This is a genomic window from Tranquillimonas alkanivorans, from assembly GCF_900115595.1.
In the GTDB taxonomy this organism is placed as follows: domain Bacteria; phylum Pseudomonadota; class Alphaproteobacteria; order Rhodobacterales; family Rhodobacteraceae; genus Tranquillimonas; species Tranquillimonas alkanivorans.
The window spans coordinates 290,844-315,879 of sequence record NZ_FOXA01000002.1 but is presented as its reverse complement, the minus strand read 5'-3'; the positions used below and the strand labels follow the sequence as shown (position 1 = coordinate 315,879).

The 25,036-nt window shown below is 66.7% G+C and carries 20 protein-coding genes and 1 tRNA gene; 9 read left to right on the top strand and 12 right to left on the bottom strand.

Features of this window, described 5'->3' with window-relative positions:
• Nucleotides 1-7: 7 nt before the first annotated feature.
• On the bottom strand, nucleotides 8-898 hold the full coding sequence (locus tag BM162_RS05030; protein ID WP_093418557.1) for a TRAP transporter small permease subunit: 891 nt from the start codon (nucleotides 896-898) through the stop codon (nucleotides 8-10).
• A gap of 86 nt (nucleotides 899-984) precedes the next feature.
• Nucleotides 985-2,070, bottom strand: coding sequence for a TRAP transporter substrate-binding protein (locus BM162_RS05025; RefSeq protein ID WP_093418555.1), 1,086 nt, complete (start codon nucleotides 2,068-2,070; stop codon nucleotides 985-987).
• A 209-nt stretch (nucleotides 2,071-2,279) separates the two neighbouring features.
• Between BM162_RS05025 and BM162_RS05020 the strand changes: the two genes are divergently transcribed.
• The 4 genes from BM162_RS05020 (at nucleotide 2,280) to BM162_RS05005 (ending at nucleotide 7,142) form a co-directional block, all read left to right on the top strand.
• Complete coding sequence (locus tag BM162_RS05020) at nucleotides 2,280-3,707, top strand: cache domain-containing protein (protein WP_439332816.1); 1,428 nt, start codon at nucleotides 2,280-2,282, stop codon at nucleotides 3,705-3,707.
• A 73-nt stretch (nucleotides 3,708-3,780) separates the two neighbouring features.
• A complete protein-coding gene (locus tag BM162_RS05015; protein WP_093418552.1) occupies nucleotides 3,781-4,428 on the top strand; it encodes a response regulator transcription factor in 648 nt (215 codons plus the stop codon).
• A gap of 96 nt (nucleotides 4,429-4,524) precedes the next feature.
• On the top strand, nucleotides 4,525-5,442 hold the full coding sequence (locus BM162_RS05010; protein ID WP_093418550.1) for a calcium/sodium antiporter: 918 nt from the start codon (nucleotides 4,525-4,527) through the stop codon (nucleotides 5,440-5,442).
• 59 nt (nucleotides 5,443-5,501) lie between these two features.
• On the top strand, nucleotides 5,502-7,142 hold the full coding sequence (locus tag BM162_RS05005; protein ID WP_342741142.1) for a glycoside hydrolase family 13 protein: 1,641 nt from the start codon (nucleotides 5,502-5,504) through the stop codon (nucleotides 7,140-7,142).
• Here the strand turns inward: BM162_RS05005 and BM162_RS22705 are convergent.
• Nucleotides 7,112-7,261, bottom strand: coding sequence for a hypothetical protein (locus BM162_RS22705; protein ID WP_177215058.1), 150 nt, complete (start codon nucleotides 7,259-7,261; stop codon nucleotides 7,112-7,114). The two genes, BM162_RS05005 and BM162_RS22705, sit on opposite strands and share 31 nt — an antisense overlap.
• Nucleotides 7,262-7,700: 439 nt before the next feature.
• Between BM162_RS22705 and BM162_RS05000 the strand changes: the two genes are divergently transcribed.
• Both BM162_RS05000 and ilvN read left to right on the top strand, forming a co-directional pair.
• Complete coding sequence (locus BM162_RS05000; RefSeq protein ID WP_093418696.1) at nucleotides 7,701-9,455, top strand: acetolactate synthase 3 large subunit; 1,755 nt, start codon at nucleotides 7,701-7,703, stop codon at nucleotides 9,453-9,455.
• Nucleotides 9,456-9,517: 62 nt separating this feature from the next.
• Nucleotides 9,518-10,081, top strand: a complete 564-nt coding sequence (ilvN, locus tag BM162_RS04995) for an acetolactate synthase small subunit (protein WP_093418547.1) — start codon at nucleotides 9,518-9,520, stop codon at nucleotides 10,079-10,081.
• Nucleotides 10,082-10,116: 35 nt separating this feature from the next.
• Here ilvN and BM162_RS04990 read toward each other — a convergent pair whose 3' ends face one another.
• The 6 genes from BM162_RS04990 to pdxH all read right to left on the bottom strand — a co-directional run bounded on the left by BM162_RS04990 (nucleotide 10,117) and on the right by pdxH (nucleotide 16,723).
• Nucleotides 10,117-10,377: an EF-hand domain-containing protein gene (locus tag BM162_RS04990; RefSeq protein ID WP_093418544.1), complete on the bottom strand. Its 261-nt coding sequence runs from the start codon at nucleotides 10,375-10,377 to the stop codon at nucleotides 10,117-10,119.
• Nucleotides 10,378-10,766: 389 nt separating this feature from the next.
• Nucleotides 10,767-14,438 carry a vitamin B12-dependent ribonucleotide reductase gene (locus BM162_RS04985; protein WP_093418540.1) on the bottom strand — a complete coding sequence of 1,224 codons (3,672 nt, stop codon included), beginning with the start codon at nucleotides 14,436-14,438 and terminating at the stop codon, nucleotides 10,767-10,769.
• Nucleotides 14,439-14,890: 452 nt separating this feature from the next.
• Nucleotides 14,891-14,967 (bottom strand) — tRNA-Pro (locus BM162_RS04980).
• 41 nt (nucleotides 14,968-15,008) lie between these two features.
• Nucleotides 15,009-15,485, bottom strand: coding sequence for a DUF192 domain-containing protein (locus tag BM162_RS04975; RefSeq protein ID WP_093418537.1), 477 nt, complete (start codon nucleotides 15,483-15,485; stop codon nucleotides 15,009-15,011).
• On the bottom strand, nucleotides 15,458-15,988 hold the full coding sequence (locus tag BM162_RS04970; RefSeq protein ID WP_093418693.1) for a cold-shock protein: 531 nt from the start codon (nucleotides 15,986-15,988) through the stop codon (nucleotides 15,458-15,460). The genes BM162_RS04975 and BM162_RS04970 overlap by 28 nt, the downstream gene beginning before the upstream one ends.
• Before the next feature lie 132 nt (nucleotides 15,989-16,120).
• On the bottom strand, nucleotides 16,121-16,723 hold the full coding sequence (pdxH, locus tag BM162_RS04965; RefSeq protein WP_093418535.1) for a pyridoxamine 5'-phosphate oxidase: 603 nt from the start codon (nucleotides 16,721-16,723) through the stop codon (nucleotides 16,121-16,123).
• A gap of 102 nt (nucleotides 16,724-16,825) precedes the next feature.
• Here pdxH and fabI point away from each other — a divergent pair, with 102 nt between their 5' ends.
• Together fabI and gpt are read left to right on the top strand one after the other, a co-directional pair.
• Nucleotides 16,826-17,632: an enoyl-ACP reductase FabI gene (gene fabI / locus BM162_RS04960; protein WP_093418532.1), complete on the top strand. Its 807-nt coding sequence runs from the start codon at nucleotides 16,826-16,828 to the stop codon at nucleotides 17,630-17,632.
• A 5-nt stretch (nucleotides 17,633-17,637) separates the two neighbouring features.
• Entirely contained in the window at nucleotides 17,638-18,162 is a 525-nt protein-coding gene (gene gpt, locus BM162_RS04955) for a xanthine phosphoribosyltransferase (RefSeq protein ID WP_093418530.1), read from the top strand.
• 36 nt (nucleotides 18,163-18,198) lie between these two features.
• Here gpt and BM162_RS04950 read toward each other — a convergent pair whose 3' ends face one another.
• The gene (locus BM162_RS04950; RefSeq protein WP_093418528.1) at nucleotides 18,199-20,208 is read right to left on the bottom strand and encodes a PhoX family protein; all 2,010 of its coding nucleotides are present in this window, start codon (nucleotides 20,206-20,208) and stop codon (nucleotides 18,199-18,201) included.
• A 148-nt stretch (nucleotides 20,209-20,356) separates the two neighbouring features.
• Entirely contained in the window at nucleotides 20,357-21,229 is an 873-nt protein-coding gene (locus tag BM162_RS04945; RefSeq protein WP_093418526.1) for an NAD(P)-dependent oxidoreductase, read from the bottom strand.
• A 77-nt stretch (nucleotides 21,230-21,306) separates the two neighbouring features.
• On the opposite strand from BM162_RS04945, the gene BM162_RS04940 reads away from it, so the two are divergent.
• Entirely contained in the window at nucleotides 21,307-23,766 is a 2,460-nt protein-coding gene (locus BM162_RS04940; RefSeq protein ID WP_093418524.1) for a penicillin acylase family protein, read from the top strand.
• A 92-nt stretch (nucleotides 23,767-23,858) separates the two neighbouring features.
• On the opposite strand, the gene ispG is transcribed toward BM162_RS04940, so the two are convergent.
• Nucleotides 23,859-24,992, bottom strand: a complete 1,134-nt coding sequence (ispG, locus tag BM162_RS04935) for a flavodoxin-dependent (E)-4-hydroxy-3-methylbut-2-enyl-diphosphate synthase (RefSeq protein WP_093418521.1) — start codon at nucleotides 24,990-24,992, stop codon at nucleotides 23,859-23,861.
• Between the last annotated feature and the right edge of the window lie 44 nt (nucleotides 24,993-25,036).

The following is a 25,036-nucleotide window of genomic DNA, read 5'->3' as shown; positions in this document are numbered from 1 at the left end:
TGCCCCTTTAGTGTGTGCCTTCGTAGGCTTCCTCGCCCGCGCCTAGGGTATCGCGGTCGAGGTATTTGCCTTCGCTCTCCGGGCCTTCCTTCCACTCGAGATACGAGCGGTAGAAGAAGGCGACGGCCTGGAGGAAGACCATGGCGGTGAAGGCGACCATCAGCACCTTGAACAGGAAGTAGCCGTTGAAGCCATTGGGCGAAAAGCCCACCGTTTCCACGTTCCAGCGGATGATCGACGCCTTGCGCATCAGAAGTTCCAGCGAGTCGCTAGCGGATACCTTCGGCGTGATCAGGTGGCGCCACATGAAGTACCAGGCGTAAAGCCAGATCAGGATTGCCGCCGGCATCATGAACAGAAGCGAGCCGGCCATGTCGATCACGCGCTTGGTGCGGAAGCTCACTGCCGAATACACGAGATCGACGCGCACGTGGCCGCGCTGCACGAAGGTGTAGGTGCAGCACAGCGCCACGACCATCGCGTTGTAGAGCTTGAGTTCCTCGGACCACCACGACACGTCGAGGCTGAGCGACGACCCGAACCCGAGCGAGATCTGCGACGCCGCGAAGACGCGCTGCATGAACACGATCACGATCTGCTGCAGCACCATGATCAGGCCGGCCCAGGCGAAGAAGCGACCCACGCCGTTGGCGAACCCTTCGAGCACGCGCACGCAGCCCCACATGAAAGCGTTCTTCCAGATGCCGATGCCGGTCACGATCAGGAACGTCGTGAGCACGACGAAGAACATCTCGGCCGAGGCACCGTGATAGATGAAGCGCATCAGCGCCTCGCCGTTCGACCAGTCCAGCCACAGGCCCGGATGCGTGACTGCATAGATCACGTTCCAGAAGGACATGGCGATGTTGGCGAAGAACCAGAGGATGAAGTCAAGCATGCACGCCCCCAGAGTGTCGTGAGGCCGGAGCCGGCAAAGCCGGCCCCGGCCGTGGGCGCCTTTCGCGGCGCCTGGTGTTCAGCGGATCAGCGGCCGATGACGCGGTCGCGCTGCGTGGTGTACGTGCCTTCCGAACGGTCGATCCAGCTGGCCGAGTTCTGCAGCGACGTCATGTAGCTGTCATAGGTCCGCTTGTAGAGGTCGTCGCCCATGTACTGCTGGTAGACCTCGTTGGCGGCCTGGCCGAACGCGTCCCAGACGGGCTCGGGGAACTCGGCGAGCTGCACGCCGCTGGCCTGCAGACGCTGGAGCGCCGACGCGTTGTTGGCCAGGAACAGCGACAGCGTCCACAGGTTCGACGCGGTCGAGACCTCCTGAATGATGGTCTGCTGCGCCGGCGTGAGGCTCTCGAACACCTCGAGGTTGGTCGCCAGCGTCAGGCCCGGCCCCGGCTCGTGGAAACCGGCGGGGTAGTAGATCTTGGTGATCTCCTGGAAGCCCGCCTTCTCGTCGGCCCAGGGGCCGATCCACTCGGTGCCGTCGATCGCGCCCGAGGACAGCGCCTGGTACACTTCGCCGCCGGGCAGGTTCTGCACCGACGCGCCCAGCTTCGACAGCACCTCGCCGCCCTGACCGGGCATGCGGAAGCGCAGGCCCTGGAAGTCCTGCGGGCTTTCGATGCGCTTGTTGAACCAGCCGCCGGACTGCGCGCCCGTGTTGCCGGCCAGGAACGGCTTCATGTTGAAGATCGTGCCCAGCTCGTGGTGCAGCTCCATGCCGCCGTCGTGGTAGTACCAGTTGTTCAGTTCCATCGCCGTCATGCCGAAGGGCAGCGAGGCGAAGAACTGGTAGGCCGGGTGCTGGCCGGTGAAGTAGTAGTCCACGCCGTGGTACATGTCGGCCTGGCCCGACGCGACCGCGTCGAAGACCTCGAACGCGCCGACGAGTTCGCCGGCCGCCTTCAGGTCGACCGTGAGTTGGCCGTCGGTGGCGGCGGTGATCTTGTCGGCGCAGTATTGCGCGCTGTCATGCACACCCGCCAGGCCGCGCGACCAGGTGGTCACCAGCGTCAGCGTGCGGCGGCCCTGCGCGTAAACCGGCGCGGCCAGCGTCGACGCGGCGGCGGCCGAGCCACCCAGCGCAGACGTTCTCAGAAACGAACGGCGATCCATACATATCCTCCCATGCATAACGCCCGCCTCTTCGGGCGTTCCGTCATCAGTGGGCGCACATTAGCGACGCGATGTGCGGGAATAAATACCGGATACTGCGTATAACGGGCGCTGTTGCTCATGTCCTTGCGGCAGCTTCGGCACCCTGCGCCTTCCCTTGCCCCGGCCGCGGCTTCGGGCAATGGTTGGCACGGGCAGGACCGGCACGCATGATCCCATCGACACTTCTGCGGATGCTTCGCACGGGACGGGGCTATCGGCTGCGCTTCGCGCTGATGGCCGCGGTGCCGCTCGTGCTTGCGGTGGGGGCGATATCGCTGCTGGTCGCCCAGCAGTCCCGCGCGCTGGCCGAGCGCGAGATCGCGGCGCTCGAACGTCAGCTGATCGAGGCGAAGAAGGACGAGCTGAAGAACTACATTTCGATCGCGCGCACGGCCTATGCCTCGATCTACGGCAACGCACCCCCGGACGACGCGGCGGCGAAGACGCGGGTCATGCAGATCCTCGCCGCCATGATCTTCGGGCAAGACGGGTATTTCTTCGTCTTCGACTACGACGGCACGAATCTCGTCGCGCCGCGCCAGACCCACCTGATCAACCGCAACTGGGCGGGGCTGACCGACAGCGAGGGCACGCCCATCACCGACCGCTTCATCGAGCTTGCCCGCTCGGGCGGCGGCTATCACCAGCATCTTTGGTGGAAGCCCTCGACCGGCGAGGAGGCGGCGATGATCTCGTACGTCGTGGGGCTTCAGGACTGGCGGTGGGCGGTGGGGACCGGCATCTTCATCGACGACGTGCTCGACACCGTCGCCGCCGCGCGCGCCGAGGTCGAGGCGCGTATCCAGCGGGTGTTCCATTACATCGGGGGGATCACGTTGGCGGCACTGTTGCTGGTGTTCCTGTCCGGCCTGCTGCTGAACCTGCGCGAACGCAGCGTGGCAGACGCCAAGCTGAAGGAGCTGACGCAGCGGATCTTCGACACCCAGGAGGAAGAGCGTGGCCGTGTCGCGCGCGAACTGCACGATTCCATCTCGCAGATCCTCGTGGGCGCACGGTACGCGCTGGAGCTGGCCCGGCGGCGGCTGGCGCTGGGGCACGAGAAGTCGGGCGAAAGCCTGGACAAGAGCATCGCCAGCCTGAACACCGCCATACAAGAGGTCCGGCGCATCAGCCGCGACCTGCGCCCCGGCGTGCTGGACGACCTCGGGCTCGGCCCGGCCCTGCAGGCGCTGACCGATGATTTCGGCCAGCGCACCGGCATCGACGTGGACGTCGAGACGGTCGTCTTCCGCAACCGCTTGGACGAGGAAGCCCGCATCGCGCTTTACCGCATCGCGCAGGAGGCACTTACCAACGTCGAGCGCCATGCCGAGGCCAACCACGTCTCGGTCACCATCAAGGGGCACCGCCGCGGCGCGCTTCTGCGCGTAGCCGATGACGGCAGGGGCATGACCTGGCCCCTGCCCGAGAAAGAGGGGCGTGGCGGGCTCGGCCTGCGCAACATGCAGGAACGGGTCGAGCAGCTGGGCGGGACCTTGCGTGTACTGTCGTCGCGCTCGGGTACGGTGATCGAGGCCGAGGTGCCGCTGACCCACATGCTCCAGCCCGAGAAGCGGCAGGAGCGCTCGGCATGACGCCCGCCGTCTGGTCCCCCGGCGCCGTCTGCGGTAGACCGGGACCTCCCGCGAAGACAGCAGCGCCCGGACCATGACAGCACGCCCCACCCGAGTTGCGGTCGTCGACGACCATCCCATGGTCGCCGAGGGCATCCAGTCGATCCTCGAAACCTACGACGACATCGAGGTCGTGGGCGTCGTGTCGTGCGGGCAGGACGCCGTGGACCGGGTGACCGAGCTGGCGCCGGACGTGATGCTGCTGGACCTTAACATGCCTGGCCTCGGCGGCCTGTCGGCGACCGAGATCATCCTTGAACGCCGGCCTGCGACACGCATCCTGATCCTGTCGATGCACGACAGCCCAGAATACATCTCGACCGCACTCAGCCACGGGGCGCGCGGCTATGTGCTCAAGGACGTGCCGACGGACGAGATCAAGACCGCCATCGACGCGGTGATGCAGGGGCAGGAATACCTGTGCACCGGCGCGAAGCGATCGCTCAAGCCGCGCATCGCCGACGGGCGCGAGCCGCTGACGTCGCGCGAGCAGACGATCCTGCTGGAGCTGGCTCAGGGCCGGTCGAACAAGGACGTGGCCGCCGCGCTCGACATCTCGGTCCGCACGGTCGAGACGCACCGGAAGAACATCAAGCGCAAGCTCGGCATCTCCTCGACCGCCGGACTGACCCGCTATGCCCTCGAGCACGGGGTGCTTCAGGGAACCGGCCGCGGACTCTGACGCTGAGGGAATATTCGCATGGGGCGAGCGGCGGGATCTTGTCGCAGGCCCCGCGCGTATTCAACTGTGCGCGAACGGCTCATGTTGGGGACATACATGACGATCCTGTTTCTCGTGCTCGGCTTCGCCGGGCTTTTCTTCGGCGGTGACTGGCTGGTGCGCGGCGCGGCGGGCATCGCGGGCCGCGTGGGCATCTCGCCGCTGGTGATCGGCCTGACGGTCGTGGGCTTCGGCACCTCGACGCCCGAACTGCTGGTGTCGGTGCAGGCCGCGCTCGAGGGACTGTCGGGTGTGGCCATCGGCAACGTCGTGGGCTCGAACCTTGCCAACATCCTGCTGATCCTGGGCCTCAGCGCCGTCGTCGCCCCCCTCACCCCCGACCATGGCGAGCTCCGGCGTGACCTCATAGTGATGACTCTGGCCGCGCTCGCCCTGCCGTTGATCTTCCTCAGCGGCTCGGTCGGGTTGATCGAGGGGCTGGTGCTGGTGGGCGCGCTGGCCGTCTACCTCTGGCTCTGCCTGCGCGCCCCCGGTCCCGTGGCCGCGGAGACCGAGCTGCCGCACGCGCCGGTCTGGAAATCCGTCGGCTTCGCGCTGCTCGGCCTTGTCGCCGTGCTGGTGGGCGCGCGGCTCCTGGTGGACGCGGCGGTCGAGATCGCGCGCGGGCTCGGCGTGTCCGAGGCGCTGATCGGCCTGACCATCGTCGCCGTCGGCACGTCGCTGCCCGAACTCGCGACGTCGCTCATGGCCGCGATCCGGGGCCAGCGCGACATCGCCATCGGCAACGTCGTCGGCTCGAACATCTTCAACATCCTCGGCATCCTGGGCGTCACCGCGATCATCGCGCCGATCCCGGTGGACGCGCGTTTCCTGTCGGTGGACGCGCCCGTGCTCATCGCGATCACGCTGGCGCTGGTCGCGCTGGTCGTCTTTGCCGGGCGCATCGGGCGGCTGTCCGGGATCGCGATGCTGGCCATTTACGCCATCTACATCTTCGCCACCCGGACCTTGTGAGGGGCTCGCGTCGTTTAGCGCACGACGCATCGCCAATCTGAGACACGCGGAGACGCCACATGCACATGCCGAACAAGTGGTGGACCGACAAGGTCGGCTACCAGATCTATCCCCGCAGCTTCTGCGACTCGAACGGCGACGGGATCGGGGACATCCCCGGCATCATCTCGAAGCTCGACCATCTCGAGGATCTGGGCATCGGCTTCATCTGGCTGTCGCCCGTCTATCGCTCGCCCATGGTCGACAACGGCTACGACATCTCGGACTACCGCGACATCGCGCCCGAGTTCGGCACGCTCGATGACTTCGATCGGCTGCTGGCCGAGGCCGAGGAGCGCGACATCGGCATCGTCATGGACCTCGTCGTCAACCACTCCTCGGACAGGCACGCCTGGTTCGAGGCCGCCAAGCAGTCCCGCCACGCGCCCGAGCACGACTTCTACATCTGGGCGGACCCGGCCGAGGACGGCGGCCCGCCCGACCATCGCCACGCCTATTTCGGCGGCCCCGCCTGGACGCTCGTGCCCGAGTGCGGACGCTACTATTTCCACCTGTTCTCGCCCGCGCAGCCCGATCTGAACTGGGCCAATCCAAAGCTCAGGCAGGAAATCTACGACATGATGCGCTGGTGGTTCGACCGCGGCATCAAGGGCTTCCGGATGGACGTGATCGACCTGATCGGCAAGGACCTCGCCACCGGTGAGATCGAGGAAGGCCCCCACCTGCACACCTATCTGCAGGAGATGCACCGCGAGGTTCTGGCGGGCCGCGACATCGTCACCATCGGCGAGTCGTGGAACGTGACGACCGAGACCGCGCTCAACTACTCCGGGCGGGACCGCAACGAGCTCGACATGGTGTTCCAGTTCGAACACATCGTGCAGGGCTGGGACGACACGCTGGGCAAGTGGCGGCCCAAGCCATTCGACCTGCCGGGCTTCAAGTCCGTCTTCGCGCGCTGGCAGGAGGCGCTGGCCAACGACGGCTGGAACTCGATCTTCCTGTCGAACCACGACCTGCCCCGGCAGGTCTCGCGCTATGGCGACGACGGGAAATACCGCGTCCAGTCTGCCAAGATGCTCGCCACGGTCATGCACCTGATGAAAGGGACGCCCTTCGTCTATCAGGGCGAGGAAATCGGGATGACCAACGCGAAGTTCACCCGCATCGACCAGTTCCGCGACCTCGAGACTCTCAACTTCTATGCCGAGCAGACGGCGGCGGGCATGTCCTCGGAAGAGTTCATCGCCGGCGCGAACGCCAACGGTCGCGACAACGGGCGCACGCCGATGCAGTGGACGCCGGGGCCGCAGGCGGGCTTCACCACCGGCGAGCCGTGGATCGAGGTGAACCCGAACCACGAAGAGATCAACGTCGAGACGGACCGCGCCCGCCGCGACAGCGTGCTCAACCACTACCGCCAGCTCATTCAGCTCAGGAAGGATCACACGGTCATCGTTCACGGCCGCTACGTGCCGCACCTGAGCGACGACCCCCGCGTCTTCGCCTACACGCGGGAGGCCGAGGGCAAGAAGCTGGCCGTACTCGCCAACTTCACCGGCGACGAGGTTGAGGTTGACGTGCCCGACGGCCTGGCCGTCTCGGGCGAGGGCCTGATCGGCACCGGGTACCGGCGCGACTCGATTGAGGGCCGCGTGACGCTGTCGCCCTACGAATCCGTGGCGGTCATCTCGGCCTGAACCAGGCTGGTGGTCGGCGTGCCGTGCGCCGCCACCAGGAACCCGGCGGCGATCAGCGCCGCCAGCAGCGCCGCGCGGACCAGCGGCAGGCGGCTGTAGGGCTTGAGGGATCGCACCATGTCTCGGCCTCCTCCTGACGGGAACTGAACCGAACGGTTCAAGATTACCACCGCCGCGCTCCGCATCAAAGCGCAGAACCGCCCGCCGCCTGCGCGTCACCTGTGCGATGGCGCGCAAATTTGCGTGACGCACGGCGGCGTGACCCCCAGCGGACCAAATATTGAAACTTTGTTACGCGCAGGCGCGCCCATGCGACACTTTTGGCTCGCATTCCGGTTGACGCCCCCTGCGCCCGCGCCTAAACGTGTTTCCCACGACAAGGAGCCAAAGGCATGAACACCCTTCCGGTAATCGTAGGAGAATGGCGCATGGGCCGGTAACGGCGGACCCTGACGGTCGACCATGCGCCCCCGCCTGAAAACCGGGGGCTTTTTCATGCGCGATGGCGCGCGAGTGATGTCCAGGCGCGAAGATGCGCCGAGATGCGGAGAGAAGACGATGAAAGGTCAGATGACCGGCGCGAAGATGGTGGTTCAGGCGCTCAAGGATCAGGGAGTCGATGTCGTGTTCGGCTATCCCGGCGGCGCCGTGCTTCCCATCTATGACGAGATCTTCCAGCAGAACGACATCCGCCACGTCCTTGTACGCCACGAACAGGGCGCCGTGCACGCGGCCGAGGGCTATGCCCGCTCGACCGGCAAGCCGGGCGTCGCGCTGGTGACCTCGGGCCCCGGCGCCACGAACGCCGTCACCGGCCTGACCGACGCGCTGATGGATTCGATCCCGATCATCGTACTGACCGGCCAGGTGCCGACCTTCATGATCGGCAACGACGCCTTTCAGGAGGCCGACACCGTCGGCATCACCCGCCCCTGCACCAAGCACAACTGGCTGGTGAAGGACACCGACAGCCTGTCGGACGTGATGCACCAGGCCTTCCACGTCGCAAGCTCGGGCCGCCCCGGCCCGGTGCTCGTCGATATCCCGAAGGACGTGCAGTTCGCCTCGGGCACCTACATCCCGCCGCAGAAGGCGAAGACCTCGCACTACCGGCCCAAGGTGAAGGGCGACCTCGAGAAGATCGAGGAGCTGGCCGATGCCATCGCCACCGCCGAGCGCCCGGTCTTCTATACCGGCGGCGGCGTCATCAACTCGGGGCCCGCAGCCAGCCAGCTCTTGCGCGAGCTGGTCGAGGCGACGGGCTTCCCCATCACCTCGACGCTGATGGGCCTGGGCGCCTACCCGGCCTCGGGCGACAAGTGGCTGGGGATGCTGGGGATGCACGGCCTCTACGAGGCCAACCTGGCGATGCACGACTGCGACCTGATGATCAATATCGGCGCGCGCTTCGACGACCGCATCACCGGACGCGTGCAGGACTTTTCGCCCAGGTCCCGCAAGGCGCACATCGATATCGACCCCTCGTCGATCAACAAGGTGATCCACGCCGACATCCCGATCATCGGCGACGTGGCGCACGTGCTCGAGGATCTGCTGCGCGTCTGGAAGGCGAAGGGCCGCAAGACCAACGCCAAGGCGCTGGCCAAGTGGTGGAACCGGATCGAGGAGTGGCGCAAGGTCGACTGCCTGTCGTTCAAGCAGACCGGCAAGGCCATCAAGCCGCAATACGCGCTCCAGCGGCTGGAGGCGCTGACCAAGGACCACGACCGCTATGTCTGCACCGAGGTCGGCCAGCACCAGATGTGGGCCGCGCAGTACATGGGCTTCGAGGCGCCCAACCGCTGGATGACCTCCGGCGGCCTGGGCACCATGGGCTATGGCCACCCCGCGTCGATCGGCGTGCAGATGGCGCATCCCGACAGCCTGGTGATAAACGTCGCGGGCGAGGCGTCGTGGCTGATGAACATGCAGGAGCTGGGCACCGCGGTGCAGTACCGCCTGCCGGTCAAGCAGTTCATCCTCAACAACGAGCGGCTCGGCATGGTGCGCCAGTGGCAGGAACTGCTGCACGGCGAGCGCTATTCCCATTCCTGGTCCGAGGCGCTGCCCGACTTCGTGAAGCTGGCCGAGGCCTTCGGCGCCAAGGGCTTCATGGTCAGCGACCCCGCCGACCTGGACGACGCGATCATGGAGATGATCCGCCACGACGGGCCGGTGGTCTTCGACTGCCTGGTCGAGAAGCACGAGAACTGCTTCCCGATGATCCCGTCGGGCGAGCCGCACAACAAGATGCTGCTGGGCGAGGCGTCCACGTCGGACGCCATCGGCGCCAAGGGCGCGGTGCTGGTGTGAGACTTGCGCGGGGGCACCCTGCCCCCGCATCGACATTCTCGAGATAACGAAGAAGAGGAACCATGCCTCCGCTCAAGATCAAGAAAGGGTCGAGCCGGCACTCGGCCTATGACCTTCGGGACCCGAACGCCGAAATCGTGGAGACGCACACGCTCGCCGTGATCGTGGACAACGAGGCCGGCGTGCTGGCGCGCGTGATCGGGCTGTTCTCGGGGCGCGGCTACAACATCGACAGCCTGACGGTGGCCGAGGTGGACCACACCGGGCACCTCAGCCGCATCACCATCGTCACCACCGGCACCCCGGCGGTGATCGAACAGATCAAGGCGCAGCTCGGCCGCATCGTGCCGGTGCACGAGGTGCACGACCTGACGGTCGAGGGCCCCTCGGTCGAGCGGGAACTGGCGCTGTTCAAGGTGTCGGGCGTGGGCGACAAGCGGGTCGAGGCGCTGCGGCTGGCCGACATCTTCCGCGCCAATGCCGTCGATTCGACGTTGTCGAGCTTCGTTTTCGAAGTCACCGGCACGTCGGAAAAGATCGACGCCTTCGCCGACCTGATGCGCCCTCTGGGCCTGGTCGAGATGGCCCGCACCGGCGTCGTCGCCGTGTCGCGCGGGACCGAGTAAGGGTCGGGCCCCGCGCGTGGCGGGGCCCTGCCGGATCAGCCGGCGTCTTCCTCACTGGGCAGCATCCCGTCGGCCTCGGCCGTCGCCCACTCCTCGGCATCGACCGTTCCGTCACCGTTGGCGTCCATCGTCATATAGGTCTCCTCGGTGACGTCGGGGTAGACCGCGATGACCTCCTCATAGGTGTACTGGCCGTCGCCATCAGCATCGACGGCGGTGGCATCCTGCGCCTGCACGGCGGTCGCGGCGAAGGCCAGCAGAAGCGCGGGCGTGGCGATAAGGGTCGCGTTTTTCATCGGTTTCTCCGTTCGTTTCTGATTTTCCCGCCCGTCATGCGGGCGGATGGCGGCACTCGACCCCAAGCCGCGCACGTTGTCAGTCCCTCACACATACCGGCCCCGGATGCCGGCTATGTTCCGCCATCTCACGCGACACCGACGCGCCATGCTCCGCGCAGGCGCGCGGCGGCACCGACCGCCGGCAACTCCGGGCCGGTGCGGGACATGACTTCGCGCGCCGCACTGCCGAGCCCCTCTCCCGCGCCCGGCGGCGGGAACCCGCGCGCGAAGAAAAAGGGCGCCCGAAGGCGCCCCAGTGATCCGTCGATCAGGCTCGTTCTGATTCACTGCTCGATGTTCTGCCTGCGGCCCGATCGACCGCGGGGCGGGCGCACCCGCCCCGGAACTCAGCTACACCCGGTCGTCGAACCGCAGGTGTTGCACTTCATGCAGGTGCCGTTGCGCACCAGCGTGTAGTTGCCGCACTCGCCGCAGGGGTCGCCTTCGTAGCCCTGCATCCGGGCCTTCGTGCGCGCGTCGATGGTGACCGAGCCGGTCGAGGTCGTGGTCGCCGCGCTCTCGGTCGCCTCGGGGATCAGCGTCTGGAGCGCCTTCACCGGGTCCGAGCCGCCGAACGCCGCGCCGCCCGCGTTGCCGCCCTGCAGCACCACGAGTTCCTGCGGCACGCGGTTGCGGAGATAGCCGGTCGAGGCCACCTGCTTAAGCACGTCGAGCGGCGAGTGGCTTTGACCGCGGGCGTCCGAGACATCGTACTTGCCCTCGTTCTCGCCCCGGCCAAGGTCGTCGAAGGACGTCCCGTCGGGCTTCACGTGCGCCAGGTCGGTGCGGTCGAGATACGATACCGCCAGTTCCCGGAAGATGTAGTCGAGGATCGAGGTCGCGTTCTTGATCGTCTCGTTGCCCTGCACCATGCCGGCGGGTTCGAACTTGGTGAAAGTGAAGGCCTCGACGAACTCTTCGAGCGGGACGCCGTATTGAAGGCCGACCGACACCGCGATGGCGAAGTTGTTCATCATCGCCCGGAAGCCGGCGCCTTCCTTGTGCATGTCGATGAAGATCTCACCCAGCCGGCCGTCTTTGTACTCGCCGGTGCGGAGGTAGACCTTGTGGCCGCCGACGACTGCCTTCTGGGTGTACCCCCGGCGGCGCTCCGGCATCTTCTCGCGGCCTGCCGCGATCTCCTTGACGATGACCTTCTCGACGATCTTCTCGGCCAGCACCTGCGCCTTCTCGGCCTGCGAACCGGTGGCGAGGATTTCCTCGGCCTCTTCGTCGTCCTCGACGAGCGCGGCGGCCAGCGGCTGGCTCAGCTTCGAGCCGTCGCGGTAGAGCGCGTTGGCCTTCACGCCGAGCGACCAGGAGAGCTCATAGGCGCTCTGGCAATCCTCGATGGTGGCGTCATTGGGCATGTTGATCGTCTTCGAGATCGCGCCCGAGATGAACGACTGCGCCGCGGCCATCATGTGGATGTGGCTGTTCACGCTCAGGAAGCGCTTGCCCTTCTTGCCGCAGGGGTTGGCGCAGTCGAAGACGTGGTAGTGCTTCGGATCGAGGTGCGGCGCCCCTTCCAGCGTCATGGTCCCGCAGACGTGGTCGTTGGCGGCCTCGATGTCCTTCTTCGAGAAGCCGAGGTGGCGCAGCAGGTCGAAGCTCGGATCGACCAGTTTCTCGGCTGGGATGCCCAGCGTCTTGGTGCAGAACTCCTCGCCCAGGGTCCACTGGTTGAAGACGAAGCGGATGTCGAAAGCCGAGGGCAGCGCGGCCTCGATCTTGTCGATCTGCTCTTGCCCGAAGCCGTGCCCGACCAGCGCGGCGTGGGTGATGCCGGGCGCGTTGCCCAGCGTGCCGTGACCCACGGCGTAGGCGACGATCTCCTCGACCTGCGCCGAGGTGTAGCCCAGGTTTTCCAGCGCGGCGGGGACCGAGCGGTTGATGATCTTGAAGTAGCCGCCGCCGGCCAGCTTCTTGAACTTCACCAGCGCGAAGTCGGGCTCGATGCCGGTGGTGTCGCAGTCCATCACCAGGCCGATCGTGCCCGTGGGCGCGATGACCGAGACCTGCGCGTTACGGTAGCCGTGCTTCTGGCCCAGCTCCAGCGCCTCGTCCCAGGCGGCGGTGGCCAGTTGCACCAGCTTCGGCTCGGGGCAGTTGCCGTGATCCAGCGGCACCGGCGGCACGGCCAGCCCCTCGTAGCCTTCGGACAGGCCATGGGCGGCGGTGCGGTGGTTGCGGATAACGCGCAGCATGTGCTCGGCGTTGCGCTGGTAGCCATCGAAGGCGCCGAGTTCGCCTGCGATCTCGGCCGAGGTGGCGTAGGACACGCCGGTCATGATTGCCGTCAGCGCACCGCAGAGCGCGCGGCCGCCGTCGCTGTCATAGCCCAGCCCCATGTTCATCAGCAGGCCGCCGATGTTGGCATAGCCCAGCCCCAGCGTGCGGAAGTCGTAGGAAAGCTGCGCGATTTCCTGCGACGGGAACTGCGCCATCGTGACCGATATCTCGAGCGTCAGCGTCCACAGCCGGGTGGCGTGCATGTAGGCTTCCGCGTCGAACGCGCCGTCCTTCCAGAAGGTCAGCAGGTTCATCGAGGCCAGGTTGCAGGCCGTGTCGTCGAGGAACATGTATTCCGAGCACGGGTTCGAGCCGCGGATCGCGCCGTCCTCGGGGCAGGTGTGCCAGGCGTTGACGGTGTCATGGAACTGGATGCCCGGATCGGCGCAGGCCCAGGCGGCGTGGCCGATCTGCTCCCACAGGTCGCGGGCCTTGATCGTCTTGGCGACCGAGCCGTCGGTGCGGCGTAGCAGCTCCCAGTCCGCGTCGTCCTTGACGGCCTTCAGGAAGGCGTCGGTGACGCGGATCGAATTATTCGAGTTCTGGCCCGAGACGCTGGCATAGGCTTCGCTGTCCCAGTCGGTGTCGTAGGTCGGAAACTCGATCGAGCCGTAGCCCTGCCGCGCGTAGTCGAGCACGCGCTTGATGTAGGTCTCGGGGATCGCGACCTTCTTGGCGTCCTTGATGGCGGCCTTGAGGCTGTCGTTCAGCTTCGGGTCATAGGCGGCGTCGACCGCGCCGTCGAAGGCGCGGATGGCGGCGAAGATGCCGTTGAGCTTCTGCTCGTGCATCTTCGAGCCGGCGACGAGGCTCGCGACCTTCTGCTCTTCCTTGACCTTCCAGTTGATGAATTCCTCGATGTCCGGGTGATCGGCATCGACGATGACCATCTTGGCAGCGCGGCGCGTCGTGCCGCCCGACTTGATCGCGCCCGCCGCGCGGTCGCCGATCTTGAGGAAGCCCATCAGACCCGACGACTTGCCGCCGCCCGAGAGCTTTTCGCCCTCGGCGCGCAGCGACGAGAAGTTGGTGCCGGTGCCCGAGCCGTACTTGAACAGGCGCGCCTCGCGCACCCAGAGGTCCATGATGCCGCCGTCGGAGACCAGGTCGTCCTTCACCGACTGGATGAAGCAGGCATGCGGCTGCGGGTGCTCATAGGCCGACTTCGACTTGGTGAGCTTGCCGGTCTTGTAGTCGACGTAGTAGTGTCCCTGCCCCGGACCGTCGATGCCATAGGCCCAGTGCAGGCCGGTGTTGAACCATTGCGGGCTGTTCGGTGCGGCCATCTGCTTGGCCAGCATGAAGCGCATCTCGTCGAAATAGGACTGCGCGTCCTCCTCGGTCGAGAAGTATCCGCCCTTCCAGCCCCAGTAGGCCCAGGCGCCGGCGAGACGATCAAAGACCTGCTTGGCCGAGTTCTCGCCGCCGAAGCGCTGGTCCTCGGGCAGTTCGGCAAGCGCCTCCTCGTCGGGGACCGAGCGCCACAGGAATTCGGGAACGTCCTTCTCGCGCACCTTCTTCAGGCGGGCCGGAACGCCGGCCTTGCGGAAGTACTTCTGCGCGATCACGTCGCTGGCGACCTGGCTCCAGCTGCGCGGGACCTCGACGCTGTCGTTGCGGAACACGATCGTCCCGTCGGGATTGCGAATCTCGGACACCGTCGTGGTGAAGTCGAGTTCCGCGTATGCGTCGGCCCCGGCCTTCGTGAAATTGCGCTCAATCTTCATATGTCCCGTCGCCTTCTCGTTTGCCCGGTTCACGGAGCTCTACTTCAATCCAGTCACCCACGGCGAACCCGCATGGTTAACGGCTGCTTAGGCGCGGGCCTTGCATCCCCTGCCGCAGCAGGTCTTTTCCGTTTTCCAGTGCTGGCGCGGCTAGAACTAAATCTAGTGCAGCTCCGCGGTGCAGGCACAAGGTGGCGTAGGTAGGGGCCAAGGGTCAACGCAAAATCGGCGCTTATCCACCGGAAAAACCGCTTGATCCACAGCCTCTGCCATAGCGTCACTCTGCGCCCGCGATTCCCGCGAAAGAGGCTCCGAAGCCTGCCGCGCGAATTCTTCGTTAAGCACCAACGACCTAGCCACCAAAGGCGCGAATCTGGCTGACCCGAAAGAGGAGCGGCACTACATCTAGTGGGAGAAGTGGATGCCAACGCCACTGCGGCGGAGCTGCAACATGGTCGGGGCGGCGAGATTCGAACTCACGACCTTCGGTACCCAAAACCGACGCGCTACCAGGCTGCGCTACGCCCCGACGTGCGCCTCATATCCGTGGCGCGTGACGAAGGAAAGCCCCTACTGTCCGCAGGGCCAGGCGGCGGCGTCCCCGAAGGCGGGATGCCGCATCTCGGTCCCCGGCACGATGCCCATCGCGCCCGCCATGCCGCCGTTGATCTCGAGCACCGCGAGCACCCCCTCGCCCCCGTCGATCCCGGTCAGGTCGTGGGGCACCGCGTTCTCGTGCACGCGGGTGACGGTGCCCGTGTCGTCCACGAAAATCATGTCGAGCGGGATCAGCGTGTTCTTCATCCAGAATCGCGCCCGCTGCGGCGCGTCATAGACGAAAAGCATGCCGGCGCTGCGCGGCAGGTTATCGCGGTGCATCAAGCCCTGCGCCCGCTCTTGCGGCTCGTCGGCAAGCTCGACGTTGAAGCGTGCCTGCCCCCAATCGCCGCGAAGCTCGACCGCCGTCTCCGAGCACGCCGCCCACAGCGCCCCCGGCCAAGCCGCCAGAGCGCATACGCTCAGTCCCCGTGCGAACCCGATTCCCATGTCGTCACCTGTACTGCCATCTTGCCACGCTTGCCGTCCGTCACCCGGATCGCCACCGCCTCGCCCGGCTGAAGGTCGGCCAGTCCCGAGCGGCGCAGAACCTCGATGTGCACGAACACGTCCTCGGGCTTGCCGAAGACATTGGCAAATCCGAAGCCCTTGGTCTTGTCGAACCACTTCACGCGCGCCGGTTCAAGCGGACCGGCATCGGACAGGTCTATCGCCTGCTCCAATCGGTCGGTCTGTTCGCCAAGCCCCGCCGGCTCGGGCGCGCAAATCTCGAGTACCTCGACCGCCTGCGCCCCGCGCGGCGTTTGCTGGACCACGATCGTGATGCGCGAGTTGTCGGCGACCGAGCTCTGCCCGAAATTCCGTAACACGTTGGCGTGCAGAAGGATGTCTCCGCCGCCGTCCTCGGCCACGACGAAGCCGAACCCCTTGGCAGGATCGAACCACTTCACGCGGCCTTCTAGGGTCTGTTTGCCATCGGTTTCTTCAGACATCGACAAACGCCGGTCGCCCGGCGTCTCCACTTGGTTTACGCGGTTTCGGTTGGAAAGCTACGCGGGCCTTCCGCCCGCAACTCGTAAATCAAGTCGCGCAGTTGGAACTGTGACACTGCGCCCCGGATTGTGTCACGGAAAAAGTCGCTGCCTTTCCCACGACGCCGCACCATCGGGCCGCACCCATTTCTCCCGATCATGTAGGCGGAACGCGCCGTCCGACCAGAACTCGAATTCCATGGGGCGAATACGGAATCCACCCCAGAACGGCGGGCGCGGCGGATCCTCGCCGTGTTCGGCGCGCGCGGCCTCGACCGCGGCCATCAGATCGGCACGGCTTCCCAGCGGGCGCGACTGTTGCGACGCCCACGCGCCCAGCCGACTGTCGAGCGGGCGCGAGGCATAGTAGGCGTCGGCGGCGGCGCCGTCCTCTTTCTCGACGGTGCCGCGCACGCGCACCTGCCGGCGCAGCGTCTTCCAGTGCAGTACGAACGCGGCCATGCCCGAGGCGATCAGCTCGCGGCCCTTGGCGCTGTCGTAGTTGGTGTAGAAGACGAAGGCGTCGTCCTCGATCTCCTTGAGAAGAACGACCCGGACGTTCGGCAGGCCGCTCTCGTCCACGGTCGCCAGCGACATGGCATTGGGGTCCGACGGCTCGGTCTGCGCGGCTTCGTCCATCCACGCGCGCGTCAGGGCGAACGGATCGTCCGCGCCGAAAATGCTGCCGTTCCCCATCGTCCTCCCCGTCGGTTTACCCAGGGTCCACGCCCTTGATGCCGTGCCCGCAATCGCCTAAACGACGCCAACTGTAAAGACCAGCGGGTACGAGGAGGCTGAATGTCGACGCAATTGATGGCCGGCAAGCGGGGCCTCATCATGGGGCTCGCCAACGACAAGTCGATCGCCTGGGGCATCGCGAAGGCCTGCGCCGAACAGGGCGCCGAGCTTGCCTTTTCGTACCAGGGCGACCAGCTTCTCAAGCGCGTGAAGCCGCTGGCCGAACAAGTCGGCTCGGACTTCATGGTGCCCTGCGACGTGGGCGACAGCGCCTCGCTCGACGCGCTGTTCCAGGAGATCGAGGCGCGCTGGGGCACGCTCGACTTCGTGGTGCACGCCATCGGCTTTTCCGACAAGTCCGAGCTGCGCGGCCGCTACGTCGACACCAGCCCCGAGAACTTCCGCATGTCGATGGACATCTCGGTCTATTCCTTCACGGCGGTCATGCAGCGGGCCGAGAAGCTGATGAAGAACGGCGGCTCGGCGCTGACGCTGACTTATTACGGGGCCGAGAAGGTCATGCCGCACTACAACGTCATGGGCGTGGCCAAGGCCGCGCTCGAGGCTTCGGTGCGCTATTTGGCCGAAGACCTGGGCAAGGACGGTATCCGCGTGAACGCGATCAGCGCGGGCACGATCAAGACGCTGGCCGCCAGCGGCATCGGCGACTTCCGCTACATCATGAAGTGGAACGAGAACAACGCGCCGCTGCGCCGGACCGTCACCCAGGAAGAGGTCGGCAAGTCGGCGCTCTACCTGCTGTCCGACCTCGGCAGCGCCACCACGGGCGAAGTCCTGCACGTCGACGCCGGCTACCACGTCGTCGGCATGAAGGCCGTGGACGCCCCCGACATCACCAAAGGCTGACGACCATGAGCGACGAGCGCCTGCCCAACGGCAACCGCCTGCCCCACGAAAAGGGCTTCCACGTAAGCTGGGACCAGATCCATCGCGACAGCCGGGCGCTGGCCTGGCGGCTGGACGGCGAGGGCCCCGACGGCGGCGCGTGGCGCGCGGTCGTCGCCATCACCCGCGGCGGCATGGCCCCCGCGATGATCGTGAGCCGCGAACTGGGCATCCGCACCGTCGACACGATCAGCGTCAAAAGCTACGACCACCAGGCGCAATCGCCGGCGAAGGTCCTCAAGGCGCCGGACGCCGAGCTGATGGGCGACGGCACCGGCATCCTCGTGGTCGACGACCTGGTCGACAGCGGCAAGACACTGGAGCTTGTGCGCGCGCTCTATCCCAACGCGCACCTCGCCACGGTCTATGCCAAGCCCAAGGGCCGGCCGATGGTGGACACGTACATCACCGAAGTCAGCCAGGACACCTGGATCTTCTTCCCGTGGGACATGGCGCTGCAGTACGTCGAGCCCTACCGCGGCCGCGACTGAGCGGAAGGCGGGCGCCAAAGCGCCCGCCCGTGAAAGTCAGCCGATCGGGCCGCCGTCCTGCTTCGTGATCACCACGACCGACGGGCGCGGCGGCGTCCCCTCTTGGAAATCCGGCCAGCGCGTCGACGGATCCTCGAAGGTGGAAACGCGCCCGAACTCGGGCCATTCCTGTCCGCCGTCGCCCGGATGCTGTACCGCCAGGAAGAGCGAGCGCTGGTCCTCGGTGAACCACGGGCCGCACATCTCGGCGCCCACCGGCACGCGGAAGAAGTGCCGCGAGGTGCCGCGCGCCTCTCCCTCGGTCTCGAGCGCCCACAGTCCGTCGGCCCGACCGCTGTCTTCATAGTTGTTGCCGTCGGTCGCGATCCAGAGCCGGCCGTTGGCGTCGATGGCGCAGTTGTCGGGCATCCCGAACCAGCCGTCCTCGGATGTCGCGGCCGAGAAGGTGGCGCCGACCTCGGCCACGCTCGGGTCGCCGCACTGCACCAGGATATCCCACTGCATCGTGTCGGCGGCGAAGTCGCCGTCGGGCGCGGTGAGCTCGATGATGTGGCCGAACACGTTCTCGGGCCGCGGGTTGGCCGCGTTCTCGTCCCCCGGCTTCCTGCGCGTGTTGTTGGTCAGCATGACGTAGATCTTGCCGGTGTTCGGGTCGGGTTCCACGTCCTCGGGCCGGTCCATCGGCGTGGCTTCAAGAAAGTCGGCCGCGCGACGCGTCTGGATCAGCACATCGCCCTGGCTGTCGAAGCCATTCTCCTCGGTCAGCGGTCCCTCGCCATAGACCAGCGGCATCCACGTCATCGTGCCGTCATCGCTGAAGCGCGCCACCGAAAGCGTTCCCGTGTCCAGAAGGTCCGGATTCGGGTTCTCGGGGTCGTAGGCATCGCCGCTCACGTAACGGTAGAGGTAATCGAAGCGCTCGTCGTCGCCCATGAACACCGCGATGCGGCCGTCGGGGTTCACGACGTTCATCGCCCCCTCGTGCTTGAAGCGCCCAAGCGCCGTCCGCTTGATCGGGGTGGAGTTCGGATCCTTCGGGTCAACCTCAACGATCCACCCGAAACGATTGGATTCGTTTGGTTCCTTGGAGATATCGAAGCGGTCGTAGAACTTGCCCCACGCGTACCAGTTGCCGGGAACGCCGTAGCGGGCGTTCAGGATGGTGGCGGGATCGTCCTCCAGCCCCTCCTGCTCGGCCGCTTCCTGGTCACCGCCCCAAAAGTAACCGTTGAAGTTCTCCTCGGCCATCAGCCAGGTGCCCCAGGGGGTGATGCCGCCGGCGCAGTTGTTGAACGTTCCGTTCACGTTGGTGCCCGACGCGTCGGCGTTCGTCTGCATCTTCGCGTGACCGGCGGCAGGACCCGAGATGGTCATCGGCGTATCGGCGGTGATGCGGCGATTGTAGGTGCTGTCGGGCACCACGCTCCACTTCCCGTCCTCGCCGCGCACGATCTCGACGACCGAGCCGCCATGCGCCGCCTTCTCGATGTCCACGATTTCCTGCGTGGTCGAGGCGAAGGCCGCCTCGCCGTCCTGCACGCCGAGGCCAGGGAACATGAGCTCCTCGTTGGTGTACTCGTGATGCACGACGAGCAGCAGGCGGTTCGGGTCGTCCGGCGCGTCAGGGTGCGGCACCGTGCCGAGGAAGTCGTTGTTGTAGCCGAACTGCATGCCCTGCGCCTCGGCCGTCTGGTTCGCCGGGTCGAAGTCCGGCGCGCCGGGCATTACGGGGTCGCCCCAGCGGATCAGGATGTCGGCGTCGTAGCCGTCGGCCACCACATGGTTGTCGCTGACGCCGGCTTCAATCTCCGGGAAGTCGAAACGGCCCATGCCCTGCGCGCGCGCCTGGCTAGCCGCCATCGCCAGCGGACTGACCGTGGCCGCGATGGCCGTGAAGCCGAGCGCACCCTTCATCACCTCGCGGCGATTGAACCGGGTCGAGATGACCTCGCCGATGGTCGGCGCGTTCGACCGGTTGCGGCCGGCGTCCTCGGACGCATCGGCCCTTTGCGACCGGTTCACCGGGTCGAATATCGTGAATTTCATGGGAACGCTCCTCCTTGGCTGGGGTAAACCTCGCTGTGATCGAGGCTAGCCGAGGATGCCCCTGCGTCGGAAACGGAATGGCGACGATTGACCTACTGTCGAGTCAATCGGCACAATTCCGCTTACGCTGCGTCACTCGCGCCGCCGGTCACCCGGCCGCGCGCAGGCGCTTGATCAGCGAAGAGGTGTCCCAGCGCCCCCCGCCCATCTTCTGGATGTCCTTGTAGAACTGATCGACGAGCGCCGTGAAAGGCAGGGACGCGCCGCACTCGTCGGCGGCGTCGAGACAGATGCCAAGGTCCTTGCGCATCCAGTCGACGGCGAAGCCGTGCTCGAACTCGTCGTCGAGCATCGTCTCGTGCCGGTTCACCATCTGCCACGATCCCGCGGCCCCCTGACTGATCACCTCGACGACGGCCCGACCGTCGAGACCGGACTTTTCGGCGAAGTGCAGCGCCTCGGAGAGCCCCTGAACGAGGCCGGCGATGGCGATCTGGTTGCACATCTTGGTCATCTGCCCCGCGCCGCTTTCGCCGATGCGGCGGCAGATGCGCGCATACGCCTGGATGACCGGCTCGGCGGCGTCGTAATGCGCCTGCGCGCCGCCGCACATCACCGACAGCACGCCGTTCTCGGCCCCTGCCTGCCCGCCCGAAATCGGGGCGTCGACAAAGCCCAGCCCCTTCTCGTCGGCGTGTCCAGCCAGTTCGCGCGTGGCCGCCGCCGAAACGGTCGTGTGATCGACGAACACCGCGCCCTCGGACATCCCGGCAAAGGCCCCGTCCTCGCCCAGGCAAACGGCGCGCAGGTCGTCGTCATTGCCGACGCAGGCCATCACGAACCCGGCATCCTTGGCGGCCTCGCGCGGGGTGGCGGCGTGGCAGCCGCCATGCGCTTCGACCCAAGCGTGCGCCTTTTCGCCGGTGCGGTTATAGACGGTGACGTCGTGACCGGCCTTGGCAAGGTGACCCGCCATTGGGTAGCCCATCACGCCCAATCCCAGAAATGCTACCTTCGCCACGGCTTTCCTCCTCCGACCAAATCGCCTAATCACAGGCTCTGTCTAAACCCTCCGCCCCAAGGGTCAACCGAGGCGTCATGGCCAAAACCTTCCGCTGGCTTCTGCGCATCTTCACCGGGATCAGCGCACTGATCCTGCTGGCGCTGGTCTTCACCTACTGGTTCGCGGCGCGCTCGCTGCCGGACTACGACGCCACGCTCGCCGTGGATGAAATCGCCGCGCCGGTCGAGATCGTGCGCGACAACGCCGACGTGCCCCACATCTTCGGCGACAGCGACGAGGACGTGTTCTTCGGGCTGGGCTTCGCGCACGCGCAGGACCGGCTGTGGCAGATGACGATGATGCGGCGCACGGCGCAAGGCCGGCTGTCCGAGATCTTCGGCCGCCGTACCGTGCGCATAGACGACCTGCTGCGCCGGCTCGACATCTACAACCTCGCCGTCCGCTCGCTGGAGGCGCAGTCGCCCGAAACGCGGGCGGCGCTTCAGGCGTATTCCGACGGGGTGAACGCCTGGCTCGAGAAGGTGAACGAGGGTGCGCGGGGGCGGGGCGCGCCGGAGTTCTGGGTCTTCCCGCCCGAGATCGCGCCGTGGCAACCCGCCGACAGCCTGGCCATCGTCAAGCTGATGGGGCTGCAACTGTCGAGCCACCTGGAGACCGAGGTGCTACGCGCGCGCGCCTCGCTGCTGTTGCCCGACGAACGGGTGCGCGACCTGATGCCCGAGGCGCCCGGCCCCGGCGTGGCCGCCCTGCCCGAGTACGCGAGCCTATTCCCGCAGGTTCCGACCTTCACCGCCAGCGCCGAGGCCGAGCCCGACCCGCTGTCGCCGTTCAAGCCTCGCGCCTTCGCCGGCGCGTCGAACGCTTGGGCCGCTGCGCCGGATCGCTCGGCGGCGGGCGGCACGCTTCTGGCCAACGACCCGCACCTTGGCTTCACCGCCCCTGCGATCTGGTACCTGGCGCGACTGGAGCTCGAGTCCGGCGGCGTGATCGGCGGGACCATCCCGGGCATGCCGCTGGTGCTGGTGGGCCGCAGCGCGGACCTGGGCTGGGGACTGACCTCGTCCTACATGGACGACCTCGACGTCTATATCGAGCAGGTAAACCCGGACGATCCCGAGCAGGTGAAAACGCCCGACGGCTGGGCCGACCTGCGCACGCGCACCTCCATCATCCGCATCAAGGACGAGGACCCGATCACGCTGACCATGCGCTGGTCCGAGAACGGGCCCATCCTGCCCGCGCGGCACTACGATCTGGGCGCGATCACGCCGCCGGGGCACGTCGCCTCGATCGCGTGGACGGTCCTGTCGCCCAACGACACGTCGATGGAGGCCGGGCTGAAGCTGATGCGCGCGAAGTCCGTCGAAGACGGCATCGTGGCCATGGAAGGCTATGTCGCCCCCAGCCAGAACCTGACGCTGGTGGACCGCGAAAGCGTCGCGATGAAGACCGTGGGCGCGATGCCCCTGCGCGACGGCCGGCACCAGACCGAGGGGCGCATGCCCACGCCGGGCTGGTTGCGCGTCAACCGCTGGCAGGGCCGCGCGGCCTACGAGGCGAACCCGGAGTTCCTCGAACCCGCAGGCGGCATCGTCGGCAACACCAACAACAAGATCGTCGAGCGGCCGTTTCCGCTGCACGTCTCGCACGACTGGGGCGACAGCCAGCGGATCCAGCGCTGGCGCCGCCTGATGCAGAACCGCGAGGTGCATACCCGCGAGAGCTTCATCGAGGCACAGCTCGACACCGTGTCGCCCACGGCGCGGGGCTTGCTGCCGCTGATCGCGCGCGATCTGTGGTTCACGGGCGAGGCCGCGCCCGAAGGCACGCCGGAGCGGATGCGCCAGCGCGCGCTGGACCTGCTGGCCGAGTGGAACGGCGAGATGAACGAGCACATGCCAGAGCCGCTGATCTATGCCGCCTGGCTGCGGGAGCTACAGGAGCGGCTGATCCGCGACGAGATCGGGCCACTGGCCGACGAGTTCTCCCACCCCGAGCCGCTGTTCCTCGAGCGCGTGTTCCGCAACACCGGCGGCGCGGGCGTCTGGTGCGACGTGCTGCAATCGGACCCGGTCGAGACCTGCCAGGACATGGCCCGGATGGCGCTTGACGACGCGCTGGTCTGGATCGCCGAGCATCACGGGAGGTCGCTGGAATCCCTGCGCTGGGGCGACGCGCACGAGGCGACGCATGACCACCCGGTGCTGGGCGAGATTCCGGTGCTGAAATGGTTCGTCAACGTCCGCCAATCGACCTCGGGCGGAGACAACACGCTGCTGCGCGGCCGCACCAAGGGGACGGAGCCCCGGCCCTTCCTGAACGTCCACGGCGCGGGCTATCGCGGGGTGTACGACTTCGCCGACCCGGACTCGTCGGTGTTCATCATCTCCACCGGACAATCGGGCCACCCGCTGTCGCGGCACTACGACGACCTGGGTGAGCTTTGGCGGCGGGGCGAATACATCCCGATGTCGCTGGACCCGGAGCTGGCGCGCGCGGCGGCGGTGGGCGTGACGCGGCTGGTGCCGCGCTAGGGCCGGCGCCCGGCGCACGTCGCCGAGGCCGCCGGATAAAGGGCGCAGCGCCGCCGCACTTTGTCAGGACTGAAGGGGACGCGACCGCGGCGTCACTCGGCCGCCTGATCGGCGGCGGCGCGCTCGACCTCGATCTCTTCGGCGCGCTTCTCGACCTGCTCGACAATGTGGTCGATCATCTGGTCGTTCGACATCTTGTGGCTCTGCTTGCCGGCCAGATAGACCATGCCCGACCCCGCACCGCCGCCGGTGAAGCCCACGTCGGTCATCAGCGCCTCGCCCGGGCCGTTCACCACGCAGCCGATGATCGACAGGCTCATCGGCGTCTTGATGTGGGCCAGCCGATCTTCCAGCGTCGCGACGGTCGCGATCACGTCGAACCCCTGCCGCGCGCAGGACGGACACGAGATGATGTTCACGCCCCGGTGCCGCAGCCCCAGCGACTTGAGGATCTCGTAGCCCACGCGCACCTCTTCGACCGGGTCGGCCGAGAGCGAGACGCGGATCGTGTCGCCGATGCCCATCCACAGCAGGTTTCCCAGGCCGATGGCGGACTTGATGGTGCCCGACATCAGCCCTCCGGCCTCGGTGATGCCGAGGTGGATCGGGGCGTCCGTCGCCTCGGCGATCCCCTGGTAGGCGGCGGCGGCGAGGAAGACGTCCGAGGCCTTCACGCTGATCTTGAACTCGTGGAAGTCGTTGTCCTGCAGGATCTTGATGTGATCCAGACCGGACTCGACCATCGCCTCGGGGCACGGCTCGCCGTACTTCTCGAGCAGGTCGCGCTCCAGCGAGCCCGCGTTCACGCCGATGCGGATCGAGCAGCCGTGGTCCTTGGCGGCACGGATCACTTCCTTCACCCGCGTGTCGTCACCGATGTTGCCCGGATTGATGCGCAGGCAGGCCGCGCCCGCCTCGGCCGCCTCGATCGCGCGCTTATAGTGGAAGTGGATGTCCGCGACGATCGGAACCGGCGAATGGGCGCAGATCTCTTTCAGCGCGCGCGTCGCGTCTTGGTCGGGGGCCGAGACGCGAACGATGTCGGCGCCGGCCTCGGCGCAGGCCTCGATCTGGCGCAGCGTCGCGAGCGCGTCGCCCGAGTCCGTGTTCGTCATCGTCTGGACCGAAATAGGCGCGTCGCCGCCCACGGCGACATTGCCGACCATGATCTTGCGGGACTCGCGGCGGTATATGTTGCGCCACGGACGGACGTGATTGATCGCCATGCGGACGGGCCTTCCTGCCTTGCGAGATTCAGGGGGTAACTAGG